This window comes from Bifidobacterium simiiventris (assembly GCF_019331715.1).
Lineage (GTDB): Bacteria > Actinomycetota > Actinomycetes > Actinomycetales > Bifidobacteriaceae > Bifidobacterium > Bifidobacterium simiiventris.
Genome location: NZ_JAHBBG010000003.1, coordinates 124,023 through 142,728, shown reverse-complemented (window position 1 = coordinate 142,728; position 18,706 = coordinate 124,023). Strand labels below are relative to the sequence as shown.

Here is an 18,706-nt window from a genome sequence, read left to right as displayed (position 1 = left end):
GAAAGTTCCTTTACGTAGGTTGATTGGTCGTGTTCAGAAAGTCTGCGAAATCAGAGAGGCTGGTTCCCGTGGTGCTTGCTTGTGGCGCGCGCCCGTCGTTTGCCGGCGAGCAGCCGCAGCGATTCGGCGATCGCCTGCCGCGTCTGTTCGGGGTCGATCATCGCGTCGATCTGCCCGGTTTCGAGCGACAGGTTCGCGTTGACGGTCGTGCGCTGATAGTCGGCGACGAGCTGCGCGCGCAGCGCGTCCACGTCGCGCCCGGATTCCTTCGCCTTCTGCAGATCCTTGCGGTGGATGATGTTGACCGCGCCGGTGGCTCCGAGCACCGCGATCTGCGAGCTCGGCCACGCGAAGTTCATGTCCGCACCGATCGCCTTGGACCCCATCACGATGTACGCGCCACCGAACGCCTTGCGCAGCACGACCGTGACCATCGGCACCTGCGCGTTGCCGTACGCGTAGATCACCTTCGCGCCGCGGCGGATGATGCCCGCGTGCTCCTGTTCGGCGCCCGGCTTGTATCCCGGCGTGTCCACGAGCGTGATGACCGGCAGGTTGAACGCGTCGCACAGCCGCACGAACCGCGCGACCTTCTCCGACGAGTCGACGTCGAGGATGCCCGCGTTCACGTTCGGCTGGTTCGCGACCACGCCGACCGGATGCCCCTCGATGCATGCGAATCCGACGATCGCGGAGCCGGCGAACAGTTCCTGCACCTGCACGAACTCGCCGTAGTCGACAATGCAGCGGATCACGTCGAGCATGTCGTACGGCTGCCGGTCATTGTCGGGAACGATCGTCGCGAGCCGTCGCGCGGTCTCGCGTTCGGCCCGGGTGACCGCGTACGCGTACGTCGGCGGCTGGCTGTCGGAACTCGACGGCAGATAGGCGAGCACGGTGCGCGCGTAATCGATCGCGTCCGCCTCGTCCTCGCCCAGATAGTGCGCGACACCGGAGACGCGGTTGTGCACGAGGCCGCCGCCGAGATCGTCCATGCTGATGACCTCGCCGGTCGCGGCCTTGACCACGTCCGGTCCGGTCACGAACATGTTCGAATGTTCGCGGGTCATGATGATCAGGTCCGTCAGGGCCGGACAGTAGACCGCGCCGCCCGCGCAGGGCCCCAAGATGATGGAGATCTGCGGCACGAAGCCGCTCGCCTTGCAGGTGCGGCGGAAGATGTGCCCGTATTCGGTCAGCGCCGCGACGCCTTCCTGGATGCGTGCGCCGCCGGAGTCGATGAGCGCGACGATCGGCACCTTCAATTCGAGCGCCTTGTCCATGAGCCGGCAGATCTTCTCGCCTTCCGCGCGGCCCAGCGTGCCGCCACGCACCGAGAAGTCCTGCGCGTAGACGGCGATTTTACGGCCGTACACATTGCCAAACCCGGTGATGACGGCCGCGCCGGCCTTGCCGCCGTTGATGTCGCCGCCGGCGAACCGGCCGATCTCCTCGAAACTGCCGGTGTCGAGCAGCAGGTCGAGTCGTTCGCGGGCCGTGTTCTTGCCTTTGACGTGCTGGCGTTCGCGGGCGTGCGCCTCGGCGTCGCGCGCGAGTTCAGCGGCACGGGCGACGGCTGCGCGGATCGGCTGATGGTCTACGACGGGCACACTCGCCGAGCTGCCGGTACCGTTCGTCGCAGCACCGGCGATCGCACTGCCAACGTGCGCATCCGCGCCATCGTTCGCAGCCGTTGCAGCAGACTGTTTCATGTACTGTTTCACGGCCGGCGACTGCATGATGTCGGTCATTGCGCGTCCCCCTTCCGTTGCGTATCGGACTTCACTTCGGCACCATCGTCGGACTTGCCGTCCGTCTTCGGCTTGCCCGCCGCACCGTCCACGTCCAGCGTGACGAGCGTCTCCCCCGCCTCCACGCCGGTCGCCGGACCGACGAAGATCTTCGTGACAGTGCCGGCCGCCGGCGCATACACGTAGTTCTCCATCTTCATCGACTCGAGCACGACCAACAGATCACCCTTGGCGACATGCTGGCCTTCGGCCACGTTGATGCGCGTGACGACCGCCTGCATCGGCGCGGAGATCACGCCCGGCCGGTCGGCGGTCTTCTGCTGCGCGGATTCCGTCCGGTGCAGTCCGGCACCGCGCAACGGCTGCGTCGGCCGCTGGGCGCCGCGGGCGCGCGCCGAACCGGTGATGTTCTCGACGATGTCGAGCGGCACGGTCAGTTTCACGCGCTTGTCGTTCATCTCGATCACGAACGTTTCGGTCGGCGTCGGCTTCGCTTCGTTCTGCGCGGCCGCACCAGCTGCACCAGCCGCGTCAGCCGAACCTGCGGTCGCCGCGCTCAGCGAGGCCGGCTGACCGGCCTTCGCCGCACTCGCCTCGCGGTTGAGATACTTGCGTTCCAGCCACTTCGTGCTCACGTCGAACGCGTGCCCGTGTTCGGCCGTGAACTCGTCGTCGCGGAACACCTGCTCGAACAGGCTGACCGGCGTCGGCACGCCCTCGATTCGCAACTCCCCCAACGAGCGACGAACTCGAGCGACGGCCGACGCGCGATCCTGCGCGGTGACGACCAGCTTGCCCATCATCGAATCGAATTTCGGCGAGATCGTGTCGCCTTCCACCACGCCCGAATCGATGCGGATGCCGGGGCCGGACGGCCAGTGCAGCTCGGTGAGCGTGCCCGAGCTCGGCGTGAGGTTCTTCGCCGGGTCCTCGCAGGTGATGCGCAGTTCGAAGCTGTGCCCGCGCGGTGCGGGAGGTTCGGTGAGCGAACCGCCGTCCGCGATCGTGATCTGCTCGCGCACCAGATCCAGCCCGCACACCTGCTCGCTTACAGTATGTTCGACCTGCAAGCGCGGATTGACCTCGAGGAAGTACACCTTGCCGGTGTCGGTGAGCATGAACTCGCAGGTGCCGAGCCCGACGTAGCCGACCGCCTCGAACAGGCGGCGCGAGTAGGTTTCGAGCTGTTCGTGCACGCCCCGGGGCAGGAACGGGGCCGGGGCCTCCTCGATGAGCTTCTGGTTGCGGCGCTGCACGCTGCAGTCGCGCGTCGAGTAGACGGCGAAGTCGCCGTGGCAGTCGCGGCCGCACTGCGTTTCGACGTGGCGTCCCTTGTCGATGAACCGTTCGACGAAGTATTCGTCGAGATCGCCGCCCTGCATCGCGTCGTGGTTCATGTAGAAGCCGCGCAGTTCGTCGTCGCTGCGCACGATGGTGATGCCGCGTCCGCCGCCGCCGTCCGTGCGCTTCATCATGATCGGGTAGCCGTGCGTGTGCGCGAAGTCGTAGAGCGCGCGGATGTCGGACACCGATTCGTTGAGTCCGGGGACGGGCGGGACCTTGGCGCGCGTGGCGACGCGGCGGGCGGTGATCTTGTCGCCGAGGTCGGTGAGCGCCTCCGGGGCCGGGCCGACCCAGATCGCGCCGGCCTGGATGACCTTGGCGGCGAACGAGGCGACTTCGGAGAGGAATCCATAGCCAGGATGCACCGCGTTCGCGCCGGAGCGGTGGAGCACGTCGATGAGCAGGTCCTCGTTGAGATACGTGTCCTTGTACGTGTCGCCAGGCAGCAGGTACGCCTCGTCGGCCATGTCGACGTACGGGGCCTCGCGGTCCTGCTCCGCGTACACGGCGACCGTGGCGATGCCCATTTCGCGTGCGGTGCGCACGACGCGCAGGGCGATCTCACCTCGGTTCGCGATCAGTAATTTCTTGACAGTTCCAGTCATAGCGTCAAAAGATAGACCTGGAACCTGTATTGACGACACCGTTGACCTGACAAAAAAACGACGGCTGTTTTGTATGCCTACACAAACGTAACCATCAGATCACGGCGTACGATACCGAATCAATGTTGACGAGAACACGTTTTTCGTCAGCATTTCACCTGTTTTTTTTGGGGATCTCGACCGCGAATGCGGTCACGCTCACGAAGGGGAATGCACATGACCGATCTCACCGAAACCACATCATCCGCCGCGGCATCCGTCGCCGCATCGACCGCCGGCCGTCGCGCGATCGTCGGCACCGTCGCCAAGCCGGTCGTGTTCGCCGTGCTGCTCGCACTGGCGACGATGGCCGGACGCATCCCGATCCCGGGCACACCGGTGCCGATCACGCTGCAGACCTTCGTGGTGATGGTCGCGGCGCTCACGATGACCTGGCGGCAGGCCGGCGCGGCGATCGCGCTGTATCTGGTCGCGGGAGCGGCCGGTCTGCCGGTGTTCGCGGGCGGCGCGTCCACCGCGGCGCTGGTCGGTCCGAGCGCCGGATTCCTGATCGGATTCCTGCCGGCCGCGATCGTGACCGCGCTGCTCAAGGGTTCGGTGCGGCATGCGGCGTCGAGCGCCGATCTGCTCGGTGCGGCGCACGCGTCCGGCGTTGAAGTCGCCGGCTCCGGCTCCTCCAGCCGCATCCTGTGCACCGCACTGACCGCGGCACGCTACTTCGCGGCCGCCGTGATCGGCTGCATCGTGCTGGATTATCTGTTCGGCTTCACGGTACAGTCCGCGATCACCGGCATGCCGTTCGGCACGGTCGCGCTCGCGTCGATGGGCTTCGTGGCGGGCGACCTCGTCAAGGCCGCCGTCGCATCCCTCGTCATCGCCGGCGTCGCCCGTTTCAAGCGCTGAATCACAGCTTTCCGGTGTTGCGTTTGGCTGAAGTCACCGTCATTCCGACCAAACGCAACACCACGTCACTGTCATTTCGACCGAACGAAGTGAGCGGAGAATCCCCCCCCCCCCCGCACATCATTCACGCCAGTACGCCCACATCGGCCGTGTGCACGATGTGGGCGTTGCCGTCCGCATCGCGAATCGTGAGCGAGGCGTCGGCATTGAGCGCAAGCGCAGCGCCACACAGGGTCGAGCCGTCAGTGAAATGCGCCTCGACCTGCTTGCCAAGCGTCCAGCAGCAATCCCGTGCCTCCTCGAGCAACGCCCTCACGCTGCCGTCCGGATCATCCGCAAACGTGCGCAGTCGTGACCGCAACGATGCCACGATCCGCGCGGCGATCGCGTCGCGCAGTCCGTCCGTATCATCGTCGATCCGATAATGCAGCTGCAGCGACGTGGCCTGCTCCGTCGGCAGCCGATCAGCCGGCACCGCAAGGTTCAGTCCGACGCCGAACACGACGCCCACGGACTGCGGATCGTCCGGCAATATCACCATCTCCGCGAGGATGCCGCCCAGTTTTCTGCCATCGCAGAAGATATCGTTCGGCCACTTGAGCTGGAAGTCGAACGGGCCGCCCGACCGCGACGCGCCGGCATCGGACCATCCGGCGGCCTCCGTGCCGCATTCGCCAGCACGGCCGGCGGTCTCAGACGCGTTATCGCAACCCACGCCACATCCGGGCGCGCGATCGGCGTCGACCATGCGTCCGTCATCGGTCACGGCAATCGGCTCGCAGCCGTGCACGACTTCACGCAACGCGTCGCGTGCGCTCAGTCCTGCGATCATTTGCAGCCAGCCGTTGATCTGCGCGTTCGTTGCGATCGTTCGCGGCACGCGCGTCACGAACGATACCGTAAACGACTCCCCCGCCTTGCTGACCCACGTATGATCGAGCCGTCCGCGGCCGGCAGTCTGCGTATCCGTCGCGACCGCCGCGATCACTCCGACGGCTTGCCTGCCATCAGTCGCGCCGTCATCCGCCCTGTCGCATCCAGCCGTCAGACGCCCGTCGGCAAGCGCCTCGCGTGCGAACGTATTCGTCGATCCGATCTCGTCGAACAGCAGCACCGCGCCGGGCGCAACCGCCGCGACAGTACGCGGCATCCGCACGGTCGCCCGGTTCGCGGCCGATCTCACCACATCACCAATCTCAGTCACGTCCCCAGCATACGTCCGCCGCGACCTCGACAACGCACGCAGACATCGCGGCAGCGCGGGCGTATCAGGCGTCCTGCCGTACTGCGCGACCGGACGTTTCGAACCGATTCGCGCGGGTTTTGCGCAGGGCAGCCGTTCAGTCGAGGAGGCTGACTTCGCTGGACAACAGGGCGCGGACGTCACCGTCGGCGGTACGGATGCTCAGCGACGCGTCGTCGTTGAGCGCGAGCACCTCGCCGCGCACCGCCGTGCCGTCGATGAGCTGCGCATGCACCGTGCGACCCATCATCCAGCACACATGGCGCATCTCCGAACGCAGGCGGCTCGCCTGGATGAGCGGCATGGCCACGAACGTCGTCAATCGCGAACGCAGCGATTCGACCAGCCGCGCGGCGATCATGTCGCGCAGTTGCGTCACGGGAGGCAGTGGGCCGACGTGCATCTGCAACGATGTTGCCTGCGCGGTGGGCAGGCTGGCGGCCGGCATATCCAGATTGAGGCCGACGCTGAAGACGACGGCCATCCGCGGTTCGGCGATGACTGCGGCGTCATCAGATGCGGCATTGCCGGGCGCAGCGCTTCCACCGATCGATGCGGCACCATCATCGGGCGCGCCCCCATCAGACGCACTTCTATCGGACGTGCCGTCGGCCGAAGCACTCCCCACGGCCGGCGCGGATGCCGGAAGAGGCAGCACCTCGGTCGCGGTGGCGCCAATCTTCAGCCCGTGGCAATAGATGTCGTTCGGCCATTTGATCTGGAATCCACAGTCGGGATTGAACGGCCGCGCGCCGGCGTCGTCGATCGCGCCTTCGAGCGCGTCGAGCGCCGCAAGCCCTGCAATCATTTGCAGCCAGCCGTTGACCACCTCGTCATCGGCCACCGACTCGGGAATCACCGTCACGAACGTCATCGTGAACGAGCGGCCGGGCTGATTCACCCACGGTCTGCCGAACCGCACCAACGCACTGGACAGCCGATCGGCGGCGATCACGGTGATCGGAATGCCGTTCGGCGATTCGAGGGCGATCTTGCCCCGCTCGACCATGCGGCGCGCCAACGCATGCGTCGACTCCATCTGGGCTTCGGCAACGACCTCGTCGGCCACCTGTTCGGTCTGCGGGAGCCGCGGCGCTGCGGCTTTCGTCATGGAAATCATGGGAATCACCCTACGCCGCAACCGTTCGCACGTCAAAACGCGGAAATCGCGCCAGCTCGAGATATGGACGAACACCGTCGATCCGTCAACACCTCCGGGCATACCGGAACATACGGCAGCCCCTTCCCGGGCATACGGCCGGTACCGGCCCCTCAAACGGCAGTAAGCCCAGGAACAACACCCACCGGCCCATCCCCTCCCGGGCATACGGCCGTTCCTGACGCCCAAAACGGCAGTATGCCCGGGAAGCCGGCGCCCAAAGACCGAGGAACGCGGCACCCAGCCCAGCCACTCTCCCGGGCTTACGGCCGGTTCCGCCCTCTCAAACGGGCGCAAGCCCGGGAAGGAAGCCCCCAAACGGAAACAACCACCTAAACCAGCCACTCTCCCGGGCTTACGGCCGGTTTCACCCCGCCAACCGGGCGTAAGCCCGGGAAGGAAACCCCCGAAAAAACGAAAACAACCACTCAGCCCAGCCACTCTCCCGGGCATACGGCCGGTACTGGCCTCCCAAACGGCAGTAAGCCCGGGAACGGGCACCTTTCCTCCCGGGCTTACGTCCGTTCCCGAAGCCCGAAACGGCAGTATGCCCGGGAAGAGAGGCAGTATGCCCTGGAGGAGAGACCGCCACGGCACCTCGCCTCATAGAATGGCATGTTATGAGCTCACCCCAGTCAGCAGTCACCCCAGGTACGCCGCGCGTCGGCAACGCCGACACCACAGGGCGCGCCAGCGAAACCGCCGACAATGCCGCCACCGGGCGTGCCGATGTTGCCGCCGGGCACACGGATGCCGTCGCCAGGTATGCCAATACCGACACCGAACATACCGGCGACACCGGCAACCGTATTCACGGCGACACTCTCGCCCACACGCAACCGCCACGCCCCGCCGCCGCGCTCGCCCGCATCGGCGCGGCCGCCCGCTGGACGCTGGCCGTGCTCGCACGCCTGTGGATAGCCCTGTGCGTGGGCGTCGGCCCGCTGTACTGGGAGGACGGTTCGATCGCCGACTGGACGGGCACGAACACCACGTACAGCATCCTCACGTTCGCAGTAACGTTCGCAATCATCTGGGCGCTCGCCCGCCGCGGCACCGGCCGCCGCATCCTGCCCGACTCCTGGCACCTGCCGATGGAATGGCGCGCATGGGGCCGCAAGGTGCGAGCCGGCCACGTCGCCACCGGACTGCGCGTCTCATTCGCCGCCATCGGCCGCGCGATCACCCGCGCCACCGACCGCGGCTGGAAGATCACGCTCATCCTCGCCGCCGGCTGGCTGTGGGTGCCGCTCACGCTCATGAGCGCGTTCGGCGCGGACGTGCGCTCGCAGGCCCGCGAGTTCAGCTGGGCGTGGAACCAGTGGACCGGCATGAAGCAGCCGTACATCGGCTTCTTCTCGTTCGTGCCGATGGACATCTACCCGACCGCGCACTACATGTGGCCGAGCGAGCCCACGTATCTGACCGACCAGCACAACATCGTGCTCACCGTCGTATACGGCTCGGCCGCGTCGGTCTCGCGCTACCTGACCGGTTCGAACGACGCCGGCTTCGTCGTGCTGTCCTTCCTGCAATGGCTGTTCGCCGTCTTCTGCGTCGCCTCGTGCGCGCACCGGTTCCTGAACCTGCCGTGGCTGCGGCCGGCGTACGCGATCGACGATCCGGACTACATGCATCCCGAACGACCGCAGTACGTGCGGCCGGTCGAATTCGCCCGCCCCGAGCGCGGCGTGACGGGATCGCTGACGATCACCCGGCTGCGACCGCAACCGTATCCGAACCGTGCGGCCGGCGGGTTCGCGCGGTTCGTGATCCTGCTGTTCTTCCTGACCTGCCCGCTGGCACTGTTCTCGACGATCTCGCTGACGAAGTCGCCGCTGTTCGCGTTCGCGTTCGTCTGGTGGTTCGGCGTGTGGTATGAGCTGCACATGACGTGGCGACGCGGCAACCGCGACGGCACGCGTCCGCTCGACCGGATCGTCCCGTTGCGCAAACGTTCGCTAATCGCGTTCGCCGCGGCCTCCTGCGTGATGCTGATCTCCGCGAAGTACGCGTGGTATATCATCGCCGCGCAGATCGTGCTCGCGTTGATCGCCGACCGCAAACGTTGGCGCACGTATGTCGTCGCGCTGCTGCTGCCGACGCTGGTGATCCACGGCGGCATCTCGCTGATGGTCTCGAGCGGCATGATCATCAACGGAGACCCGATCGAAAGCCGCGGCGTGCAGCTGCAGATGATCGCCCGCGTCGCCAAGCTCAATCCGAACGGCATTCCGGCCGACGCGCGCAGGAAGCTCGAACCGATCTTCAACCTCGACCAGATGGCCGAGGCGTATTTCCGGCAGGACGCCGACCCGGTCAAATCGTCGGGCATCCAGTCGAAGAAGGTGAGCTACAAGTGGCGCACCGTCACGCCCGCAGACATGCGCAACTTCAATGCGGCATGGCTCGAGATCGTCAAGGCGAACCCGGTGATCGCGCTCGACGCGCTGCTGGCGGAATGTTTCGGCTACTTCGATCCGACCGACCTGCCGTACGTGTCGATGGACTATTACGTGACCAGCGACTACGTGCAGAAGACCAGCACGTGGCTCAAACTCGTGAACCATGACTGGCGCGAATCCGTGGCGAAGTTCGCCCGGCATTGGGGCAAAATCCCGCTGCTCGGCTGGCTTACGCACGGCAATTTCTACGTGACGCTGACGTTGCTGGTCGGCGCGGCCGAGGTGATCGCGCGCCGTTGGCGAACGCTGCTCACGCATTTCCCGCTGCTGCTGCTCATGGGCGTGATGGCGACCGCGCCGGCGAACAACTTCGAGCGGCATATGCTGCCGGTCGCGTTCGTGTTCGGCTTCGTGTGCCTGACGTTCTGGCGCGAGTCGCGGGCCAAACGCACGTCGCGCACTGCGCTTACGGTATGAGACGAACCCGCGGGAACATGCCGCGTGTGGCACTATGGGGAACGTTGCAGGATTGATGAAGAGGGGTGGATCATGGCGGGTTTGCTGAGCGCGATGGAAGGTTTCTGCGTCATCGGCATCGTGATTTTGGCGGGATACATCGCCGCGCGTATGCAGATCGGCGGTTCGACCGCCCAGATGGTGCTCAACCGGTTCAGTTTCTTCGTCTCCAGCCCGTGCCTGATGTTCGCGATCCTGTCGAAGGAACCGATCTTCGATATCTTCCACTCGTCGATCATCGTGGCGTTCTTCTCCGCGATGCTGGTCGGCGTGGTCTTCCTGATCCTGAACCGCATGTTCTTCCACATGAGCGCGCCTGACGCGATCATCGGCTCGCTCAACTCGCTGTACTTGAACTCGAACAACATCGGTCTGCCGATCGCCACGTACATCCTCGGCAACGGAGCGCTCGTCGCGCCGATCCTGGTCATGCAGCAGGCCCTGTTCACGCCGATCGGCCTGACCGCGCTCGACGTGACCACCAAGGGCAAGGTCTCGGCCAAGGCGATCCTCACGCAGCCGCTGCACCAGCCGCTGCTCATCGGCTCGCTGCTGGGCATCGCCCTGTCGGCCATCAACGCGAAAACCGGCTGGTTCATCCCGAACTACCTGTACGACCCGATCAACATGATCGGCGAATCCGCGGTGCCGATGATCCTGATGGCGTTCGGCATGTCGCTGCACGGCACGAAGCCGTTGCAGCAGAAGGGCGACGTGCCAGCGATCTTCACGGTCGCGGTGCTCAAGAACATCGTGATGCCGATCATCGCGTTCCTGCTCGCGTATTTCGTGATGGGCTTCCGCGGCAACGTGCTGTACGCGTGCGTGGTGCTCGCCGCGCTGCCGACCGGCCAGAACGTGTACAACTACGCGGCACGATACAACGTGGGCCTCACGTTCGCGCGCGACGGCATCCTCATTTCGACGCTGACCAGCCCGATCTTTATCGCGATCATCGCCGCGCTGCTGAGCTGATGGCGTTTCCCGCCACGGCAGGCCATCTCACACGCTGTTGTAGAGGCGTTTGGGGAACGCGGCACGGTACTGGCCCGGCGTCAGTCCGGTGCGGCGCTTGAACACGCGCATGAAGTATTTGGGATCGGCGTACCCGACCTCGCGGGCGATGTCCGCGACCGGCGACGTGGTTGAGCTGAGCAGTTCGCGGGCGCGGTCGATGCGGTATTCGGCGATCTGTTCAACCACACCGACACCGAACACGCGCTTGTACATGGCCGTCAGATAGCTGGGCGAATAGTGGAAGCGGGCCGCGATGCCGGCGACCGTGAGATCGTCGGTTGCGTTCGCCATGATCCACGCACGTACGGCGAGCATAGGGGCGAGCCCGGCCTGCCGATTGCCGTATGGCACGGGTTGCGCATTGCCGACGCCGGTTCCGAGCAAGGCACGATCGTCGCGGCCGGCGAGCATGGCGCGGCGGATCGGATTCGACAGATCCTCGGATACTCCTCCGTGCCAGCGCCCGGCGACGGCGACATCGGACGCGAGGATCGGTCGACCGTCCGTGCGAATGCCGACGATGCCGGTCTGCGGCGCATCCTGTGCCGGCACCGCTATCACTGAGCGCATCTGCGCGCTGATCTCCAGCAGTAGGGTCGTCGCGAAGTAGTCGCAGTACACGTTGCGGTGTGGGCCGAACCGCGCGTACAGATCAATCATCTGCCCGCACAGAACCGCCACACGATCGGGATCCGGGATACGGCTCCGATCAGGAATGATCAGTATCCGGTCATCCTGCGGGATGTCTGATTCGCTGACCGCGCGTGTGGCCGGCAGCCGCACGTGCATCCAGTAGAACTCGAGATCGTCGGTGATGATGTCGATGCCCGCGTGTTCGACACCGGCCGGCAGCAGGATGATCTCGCCGGCGCCCACGTGCATTTCACGTGCCCCCACGCGGATCGGCAGTTCGCCGCGGCGCACGAACATGAGCTCGAACGAGTCGATCGTGCGGCGCGCATGCCGCCATCCCGGGCCGGATACAAACCGCCCGATCGACACGAATTCCACCGGTCCGTCCAGCCGGCACGTCGTCACGTCCATACCCGCCAGCCTAACCAGGCCGCACGAACACACGCGCCCCTTGCGACCCATGCCCGGCGACGAGCACACCGATAACGTCAGAACACCAGCATGGCCTGCGCCGAACGCGGCGCGTCATAGCGGATCATCAGATCGAAGTCCTCCGGGCGAACCGGCAGCTGCCATGCGTCCACGCCGGTCTCGCCGTACTCGGCATCCGTCCACGGGTCGTCGATCAGCAGCGCCCCGCTGGCCGGATCGCGACCAGTGACGGTCACCCAGTGCGGGCACGCTTCGCCGTGCATGTGCAACTCGTCGATGAGCACGACCGCCACATGGCCGGCATCCACGAGCGCCGCGATGTCGGCGGCGTCGAACGGCGCGATCTGCACGTCGATGCCCTGTTCGTGCGCCTGCCGTTCGAACGCGATCTGCGTGTCGCGGGCCATCGCCGGGTCGAGGATGCCGAGACGGCTGTCGGGATGCAGCACCGGTCCCGCGGCGGATACGCGGATCGTGGGGTGCGCCCCGCGACGGACGGCGGCGAGCGCAAGACCGTACGGCTCGCACGCCACGGCCACCGTCGCCTCGCGCCACATCTGCAATTCCTCGGCGCGCGTGGGCCGCGGTGCGAGGCCGAGCCGGTGCATCGCGGTCAGCACCGCGACCGGCCCGCAGGTGAATTCGGTCGTCTGCCGATAGTGCGTGGCCGCGCCGTCGGTGCGCGGCAGGTCGGGCGTCGTGTCGGATTCATCGCCGTTTTGGTCGGTTCGATCGATTTGATCAGTTCGATCGATTTGATCGGTTTGATCAGTGCGACCAGCCGTATCGATCGCATCTGACCGATTGAGATCGTATTTGATCACGGCGATGTCAGGATCGCGCAGCGCATCCCGTTCGGCGAACGCGATCAGATCGCGCCACAGCCGGCGATCACCTCCGATCGCGGTGAGTTTCTGCTGGGCCGTGTGCGGTCGGTGATAGCCGAGCAGCGCCGCGATGGTCGGGGTACCGGCATCGTCAGATTCGACATCATGTTCGCCGTCACGTCCGCCGACGTTTTCGTCCGCACCGTCGGGGTCGCGGCCGTCGTCGACCGCCAGATACACGGTGCGCACGAGCGCGCCGCCGGCTTGGGCGAGGGCGCTCGCCGTCGGCTCGGGGATGACGATGCCATCGATCTCGCGCGGCGAAGCGCCTTGCGCAATGACGGAAGCGATGGTTCGGATCATGATCGACTCCTTACGGTTGTGCGGATGCGCCCGCGGTACCGCCGCACGCTAGCGCGGCAAGACGGCGAGACGGCAAGGCGGACGCGGCTGGTCAGTCCAGCGACGGCGGCATGGCGGCGATGAGCCCGCGCACGTAGTCATGCCGCGGATGGTTCATCACCTGGTCGGTGGTGCCGGTCTCGACGATGCGGCCGTGACGCATCACGGCGATGCGGTCGGCGATGCGGCGCACCGTATCGAGATCGTGCGAGATGAACAGGATCGCCAGCCCGAGCCGCGAGCGCAGTTCCAGCAGCGTTTCAAGCACATGGGTCTGGATGTTCGCGTCGAGTGCGGTCACGGCCTCGTCGGCGACCAGCAGTTTCGGTTCGGGCGCGAGCGCGCGGGCGATGGCGACGCGCTGGCATTGCCCGCCCGACAATGTGCCGGGCTTGCGGTCGATGTATTCGGCTTCCAGCCCGACCTTGGCGACGAGCGCGCGCACGGCCGCGTCGTCGGCCGGTTTGCCGGACACGCGCAGCGCTTCGGCGAGCGTCTGGCGCACGGTCATGGTCGGGTTGAGCGACCCGTACGGGTTCTGGAAGACGAGCTGCGCCTCGCCGCGCGACCATCCGGTCGGGTTGCCGTCGTCGCCCGTGTAGACGACGCTGCCGGAATCCGGCGTCTCCAAGCCGACGATGCAGCGCGCGACGGTCGATTTGCCGGAGCCGGATTCGCCGACGAGGCCGAGGATCTCGCCGGCGCGCACGTCGAGCGACACGTCGTCCACGGCCGGAGCAACCGCTCCCGGATAGGTTTTCATCAGATGATGCGCCGCCATGACGACGGTTTCGCCGGTTTCGGCCGGCGCTTCGACGTGCAGCTTGGCGTGGGCCTCGAGCAGCTCGCGCGTGTACGGCGAGCGCGGATGGTGCACGACCTGGTCGCGGCCGCCCTCTTCGACGACCTCGCCGCCATGGAAGACGACGAGATGATTGGCCCGTTCGACGGCCAGCGCAAGGTCGTGCGTGATGAGCAGCAGCGTCATATGCCGCGACGCGCGTAACGATTCGAGCAGGTCGAGCACGGTTTCCTGCGTGGATGCGTCGAGCGCGGTGGTCGGCTCGTCGGCGATGAGGATGCGCGGGGCAGGCGCGAGCGCGGCCGCGATGGCGACGCGCTGCCTCATGCCGCCGGACAGTTCGTGCGGATACGCGTCGGCCACGGCCGGCGGCAGTCCGACGTCGGTGAGCAGCCGTTCGACGGCGGCGCGACGTTGTGCCCTGCCCGGCTTGCCGCGATCGGTCGTCTGCGAACCGTCACCCGCGTGTCCGGGCCGACCGGCCGCGAGCAGACCGTCCTCGATCTGCCGGCCGCATGTGCGCAGCGGGTCGAGTGACGAAAACGGATCCTGCGGCAGCCACACGATCATGCCGCCGCGCAGCCTGCGCCACGCGCGCTCGCCCGATTCGAGATCGACCGGCTCGCCGAACAGCCGGTAGTCGCCGGTCGCCCGCGATCGTTCGGGCAGCAGTCCGGACAACGCCTTCGCGGTGACGGACTTGCCGGAGCCGGATTCGCCGACCACGGCGACGGTCGCGTTCGCGGGGATCGTCAGGTCGACGCCGCGGATGATGGGCTTGCCGGCGATCGTCACGTGCAGTCCGCGCACCTGCATGGCGGGGACGGCTGCGGCGAGCCCCGGTTCGGCGGATGCCGCGGATGATGTGGATGACGCTGAGACCATGACGTTCACCGTTCCTCCCGTTCGCTGATTTCGGTGATCCAGTCGCCGACGATGTTGAGCGCGATCGACGTGACGATGATGGCCACGCCGGGCGCGATCGCGGCGAACGGGTTGTCGAACAGCAGGTTGCGCGCGTCCGACAGCTGACGCCCCCAGTCGGCCGCCTGCGGGGAGACGCCGAGACCAAGGAACGACAACGACGACAACGACACGAGCGCGTTGCTCATGTCGAGGAACAGGGCGGCGCCCACCAGCGGCCGGATGACCGGGAACAGGTGGAATGCCAGCGTGCGCAGCGGCCCGAGCTGAAGCAGCCGCGCCGCGTCGAGGAACGGGTCGTTGATGTGCGCGAGCGCGCCCGAACGCACGAGCCGCACCTCGTATGGCGCGTAGAGGATCACGAACACGAGCACGTTCGTCCAGTAGCCGCCGCCGATCACGCCGGCGATGACGATGGCGAGCAGCAGCGTGGGCAGCGAGAGCATAAGTTCGACCACGCGCGAGATGATCCAGTCGACCCATCCGCCGACGTATGCCGCGGTCAGGCCGAAGACCAGTCCGACGGTCATCGCGCCTGCCGCAATGACAACCGGTCCGGTGACCGCGGTGCGCGCGCCGGCCAGCGTGAGCTTGAGCACGTCGCGGCCGAGCGCGTCGGTGCCGAGCGGATGATCGGCGTCCGGCGGCGCGGTGGACAGCAGGATGTTCTGGTCGAGCGCACCGGCGCTCAGGGCCGGCACGACGCTGAGCACGATCACGGCCGCCAGCACGATCACAGCAAGAATCTGCGGCAATCGGTGCCAGATCTTCACGATCATCGCGTCACCTCCACCGTTTGTTCACCAGCATGATCATTGCTCACGCCATCTTCACCGGAACGCGTATCCGGACGGTCACGGTCGTCACGTCCCGCAGCGGCGACCGGCCTCCGCACGCGCAGCCGCGGGTCGATCAGCGCGGCCAACGCGTCGACGATCGCGGTCGCCACGCAGATGATCGTCGCCATGATCATCGTGATCGCCTGCACGGTCGGAATGTCCTTGAACGTCACGGACGTCTGCAGCAGCGTGCCCAGACCACCGATCGAGAACGTCGTCTCCACGATCACCGTGCCGGACACCAGCGTGGCGATGAGCAGTCCCGACGACGTGACGATCGGCAGCGATGCGTTGCGCAGTTGGGCGAGCAGGATCGTGCGCCGGCTCACGCCGCGCGACCGGGCGAACAGCGTGTAGTCGGTATCGATCTGTTTGATCAGCGAGGCGCGCGAGATCTTCACCACCGAGGCGACCAATCCGATCGCCAACGTGATCGCCGGCAATGTCAGATGCCAGATCGCGTCAACGAATCCGCCGTCTCCCAGGCCGTAGATCGGGAACCAGCCAAGCTGCACCGACAGTCCGTACAGCAACAGCAGGCCGACCGCGAAACTCGGCGCGCTCAGTCCGGCCACGGCAAGCGCAGTGACGAGCCGGTCCTGCCAGCGGCTGTTGCGCCGTGCAGCGAGCACTCCCAGCGGCAGTCCGACGACCAGCGCGATCGCCAACGCCATCACCGCCAGCGCGAGCGTGATCCACGCGCGCTGGCCGATCATCTGCGCGACGGGCAGCTGCGTGCGGATGGACACGCCGAAGTCGCCGTGCAGCAGGTTGCCGGCCCAGCGCAGGTACTGCCGCCACAGCGGTTCGTCGAGATGGTACTGCGCGCGGATCGCGGCCAGTTGCGCGGCACTCACCTTCTTGGCGCCGGCAAGCGTGCGCGCCGGGTCGCTGTTGGTCAGATACAGCAGGCTGAACGTGACCACGGACAGCACGAACAGCAGCAACAGCAGGTTGCCCAGCCGTTTGCCGAGAAAAGTCAGCGCACGCACCGTTGCCCTCCAGACATGGTTGAGGCTCCCCTTGGCGGGGAGCCGGATGGATCGAATCGGAACCGCTTGGCGACGGCCTACTGCTGCTGCACGAAGTCGGCGGCCCAGTTGGTGCCGAGCCAGAACGTGTCGATGTTCTTCAGGCCGACGCCCTTGCGCGTGGCGACGGCGGCCTTGCCCCAGTAGACCGGCGAGTAGATGTCCTGCTCAAGTGCGGTCTTCGTGGTGTCGAGCACGATGTCGAGCTTCTTGGACGTGTCGGTGAGCGTGCCGATCGAATCGGTCTTCGCGGCCACGTCGTCGTCCTTCCAGTTGGCCGGGTTCGCGCCCGTGCCGCCCGCGGCGAGCAGCCACGAGGTGACCTCGTTCGGCTGCGGGGTGGTCGGGTTGTAGATCATCCACGCCACGCCCTGCTTGCCGTTGCCGACCTCGCTGAGCCACTGCTCGAGCGGGATCTCCTTGACGTCGAGCGTGATGCCGAGCGGCTTGAGCGATTCGGCGAGCGCGAGCGACGCCTTGCCGACGGCCGGGTAGCCGGTCGGATACGTGAGCGTGGTCTTGAATCCGCCCGCCTGCGAGGACTGCTTAAGTTCGTCCTTGGCCTTGTCGATGTCGTAGCTGAGCGCGCCGAGATCCTTGACCTTCGCGGCGGCCTTATCCTTGTCGTTGTCGGTCCAGCCGGCGAGCTGCTCGGGCGAGTCGATGCCGGTGGCGACCTCGCCGTAGCCCTTGAGCACGCCCTTGACAATGCTGTCCTTATCGAGCGCGTAGGAGAACGCCTTGCGCACGTGGATGTCGTCGAACGGCTTGACGCCCTGGTCGAAGGTCAGGCCGTAGTAGGAGCGGTCGGAGTACGCGGTGACCTTGGCGTCATCCTTGGTCCACTGCGCGACGCTGGTGACGGGCACGTTGAACGAGGCGTCGACCTTGCCGTCCTGGAAGGCGAGCAGGCGCGTGGCGTCCTCGGTGATGAAGTCGACGCGCACCGTGTCGGGGCCGTCGTTCTCGCCCCAGTAGTCCTTGAACTTCTTGAGCGTCACGTGGCTGGACGGGTCGAATTCGGTGACCTGGTACGGGCCGGTGCCGTCGATGAGCTTCTTGGCCGAGCCGTAGTCGGAGCCGGCTTCCTCGCGGAACTTCTTGGAGGTGACGAACAGGCCGGCCACGTTCGAGACCTGCGTCGGGAATTCGGTCTGCGGGGTCTTGAGCGTAATGGTGATCTGGTTGTCGCCGGTCTTCTCGACCTTGTCGACGTAGTCCGGCCAGTAGACCGACAGGCCCGGCGAGAGCTTGGCGTCGCGGGCGGTGTTGATCGAGTCCAGGATGTCGTCGGCGGTGAGCGTGCTGCCGTCGTGCAGCTTCACGTTCTTGCGCAGGTCGAACACCCATGTCTTGTTGTCGCTGCTGCTCCACTTTTCGGCGAGCGCGGGCACGACCTTGCCGGTGGCGTCGACCCCGGTGAGTCCTTCCTGGTACAGCGCGGCGAGCTGGTAGTTGGCGCTGCCGGCCTCCTGGTTGACGCTGAGCGTGCTGACCGCGGAGGCGCTGGCGATCTTGAGATCCTTGAGCGGCGTGCCGGTGGTGGTCTTCGCGCCGGTCTCGCTGGGCTGCACGGAGTCGCCGCCGTTCGCCGACGTGGCCGAGCCGCAGCCGGCGAGTGCCAGCGAGAACGACAGGGCGAGCGCGATGGGCGCGATCACCTTCTTCACGATGGTGCGTTGCGTTGACTGAGTCATGATGCTTCTTCCCTCTTGTGATGGTATTGGTCGGCACTCCAGCCCCCACAGCCTCTGTGTGCGCCATTGCCTCCCACGCTACCCGATGCGCGTTTCGAGGGGAAATACGATAGCGGGCGTGAAATCGTTGGAATTTCAACGATTTCACGCCCGCTATAGGTTATTGGTATTACGGA

At 66.2% G+C, this 18,706-nt stretch carries 13 protein-coding genes; 3 read left to right on the top strand and 10 right to left on the bottom strand.

The annotated features are described in order from the left end of the window. Positions 1–50 precede the first annotated feature (50 nt). Together KIH76_RS04770 and KIH76_RS04765 are read right to left on the bottom strand one after the other, a co-directional pair. Positions 51–1,751, bottom strand: a complete 1,701-nt coding sequence (locus KIH76_RS04770; RefSeq protein WP_219069593.1) for an acyl-CoA carboxylase subunit beta — start codon at positions 1,749–1,751, stop codon at positions 51–53. After that, a complete protein-coding gene (locus tag KIH76_RS04765) occupies positions 1,748–3,700 on the bottom strand; it encodes an ATP-binding protein (protein WP_219069591.1) in 1,953 nt (650 codons plus the stop codon). The genes KIH76_RS04770 and KIH76_RS04765 overlap by 4 nt, the downstream gene beginning before the upstream one ends. A 216-nt stretch (positions 3,701–3,916) precedes the next feature. Here KIH76_RS04765 and KIH76_RS04760 point away from each other — a divergent pair, with 216 nt between their 5' ends. Continuing rightward, on the top strand, positions 3,917–4,603 hold the full coding sequence (locus KIH76_RS04760; RefSeq protein ID WP_219069589.1) for a biotin transporter BioY: 687 nt from the start codon (positions 3,917–3,919) through the stop codon (positions 4,601–4,603). 124 nt (positions 4,604–4,727) lie between these two features. Here KIH76_RS04760 and KIH76_RS04755 read toward each other — a convergent pair whose 3' ends face one another. Continuing rightward, positions 4,728–5,807: a biotin--[acetyl-CoA-carboxylase] ligase gene (locus KIH76_RS04755; protein ID WP_219069587.1), complete on the bottom strand. Its 1,080-nt coding sequence runs from the start codon at positions 5,805–5,807 to the stop codon at positions 4,728–4,730. Positions 5,808–5,943: 136 nt separating this feature from the next. Beyond that, complete coding sequence (locus tag KIH76_RS04750; protein ID WP_236036842.1) at positions 5,944–6,855, bottom strand: biotin--[acetyl-CoA-carboxylase] ligase; 912 nt, start codon at positions 6,853–6,855, stop codon at positions 5,944–5,946. Positions 6,856–7,625: 770 nt separating this feature from the next. Between KIH76_RS04750 and KIH76_RS04745 the strand changes: the two genes are divergently transcribed. Continuing rightward, the gene (locus KIH76_RS04745) at positions 7,626–9,887 is read left to right on the top strand and encodes a DUF6020 family protein (RefSeq protein ID WP_219069583.1); all 2,262 of its coding nucleotides are present in this window, start codon (positions 7,626–7,628) and stop codon (positions 9,885–9,887) included. Between the two features lie 72 nt (positions 9,888–9,959). Then, complete coding sequence (locus KIH76_RS04740; RefSeq protein WP_219069581.1) at positions 9,960–10,901, top strand: AEC family transporter; 942 nt, start codon at positions 9,960–9,962, stop codon at positions 10,899–10,901. A 27-nt stretch (positions 10,902–10,928) separates the two neighbouring features. On the opposite strand, the gene KIH76_RS04735 is transcribed toward KIH76_RS04740, so the two are convergent. From KIH76_RS04735 to KIH76_RS04710, 6 genes are all read right to left on the bottom strand, one after another. Further along, on the bottom strand, positions 10,929–11,987 hold the full coding sequence (locus KIH76_RS04735) for an AraC family transcriptional regulator (protein ID WP_236036828.1): 1,059 nt from the start codon (positions 11,985–11,987) through the stop codon (positions 10,929–10,931). A 77-nt stretch (positions 11,988–12,064) separates the two neighbouring features. Further along, positions 12,065–13,198 (bottom strand): peptidase C39 family protein, encoded by a 1,134-nt coding sequence (locus KIH76_RS04730; protein WP_219069579.1) that lies wholly within the window; start codon positions 13,196–13,198, stop codon positions 12,065–12,067. A 91-nt stretch (positions 13,199–13,289) separates the two neighbouring features. Then, the gene (locus tag KIH76_RS04725; protein ID WP_219069577.1) at positions 13,290–14,924 is read right to left on the bottom strand and encodes an ABC transporter ATP-binding protein; all 1,635 of its coding nucleotides are present in this window, start codon (positions 14,922–14,924) and stop codon (positions 13,290–13,292) included. A gap of 5 nt (positions 14,925–14,929) precedes the next feature. Then, the gene (locus tag KIH76_RS04720) at positions 14,930–15,742 is read right to left on the bottom strand and encodes an ABC transporter permease (protein ID WP_214372597.1); all 813 of its coding nucleotides are present in this window, start codon (positions 15,740–15,742) and stop codon (positions 14,930–14,932) included. Then, on the bottom strand, positions 15,739–16,794 hold the full coding sequence (locus KIH76_RS04715) for an ABC transporter permease (protein WP_214372598.1): 1,056 nt from the start codon (positions 16,792–16,794) through the stop codon (positions 15,739–15,741). Before KIH76_RS04715 ends, KIH76_RS04720 begins: the two co-directional genes overlap by 4 nt. 77 nt (positions 16,795–16,871) lie before the next feature. Next, on the bottom strand, positions 16,872–18,530 hold the full coding sequence (locus tag KIH76_RS04710) for an ABC transporter substrate-binding protein (RefSeq protein WP_214372599.1): 1,659 nt from the start codon (positions 18,528–18,530) through the stop codon (positions 16,872–16,874). Positions 18,531–18,706 lie beyond the last annotated feature (176 nt).

Coding starts and splice junctions, on each gene's coding strand:
- KIH76_RS04770 (WP_219069593.1), bottom strand. CDS start 1,751: ATGACCGACATCATGCAGTCGCCGGCCGTGAAACAGTACATGAAACAG.
- KIH76_RS04765 (WP_219069591.1), bottom strand. CDS start 3,700: ATGACTGGAACTGTCAAGAAATTACTGATCGCGAACCGAGGTGAGATC.
- KIH76_RS04760 (WP_219069589.1), top strand. CDS start 3,917: ATGACCGATCTCACCGAAACCACATCATCCGCCGCGGCATCCGTCGCC.
- KIH76_RS04750 (WP_236036842.1), bottom strand. CDS start 6,855: ATGGTCGAGCGGGGCAAGATCGCCCTCGAATCGCCGAACGGCATTCCG.
- KIH76_RS04745 (WP_219069583.1), top strand. CDS start 7,626: ATGAGCTCACCCCAGTCAGCAGTCACCCCAGGTACGCCGCGCGTCGGC.
- KIH76_RS04740 (WP_219069581.1), top strand. CDS start 9,960: ATGGCGGGTTTGCTGAGCGCGATGGAAGGTTTCTGCGTCATCGGCATC.
- KIH76_RS04735 (WP_236036828.1), bottom strand. CDS start 11,987: ATGGACGTGACGACGTGCCGGCTGGACGGACCGGTGGAATTCGTGTCG.
- KIH76_RS04730 (WP_219069579.1), bottom strand. CDS start 13,198: ATGATCCGAACCATCGCTTCCGTCATTGCGCAAGGCGCTTCGCCGCGC.
- KIH76_RS04725 (WP_219069577.1), bottom strand. CDS start 14,924: ATGGTCTCAGCGTCATCCACATCATCCGCGGCATCCGCCGAACCGGGG.
- KIH76_RS04720 (WP_214372597.1), bottom strand. CDS start 15,742: ATGATCGTGAAGATCTGGCACCGATTGCCGCAGATTCTTGCTGTGATC.
- KIH76_RS04710 (WP_214372599.1), bottom strand. CDS start 18,530: ATGACTCAGTCAACGCAACGCACCATCGTGAAGAAGGTGATCGCGCCC.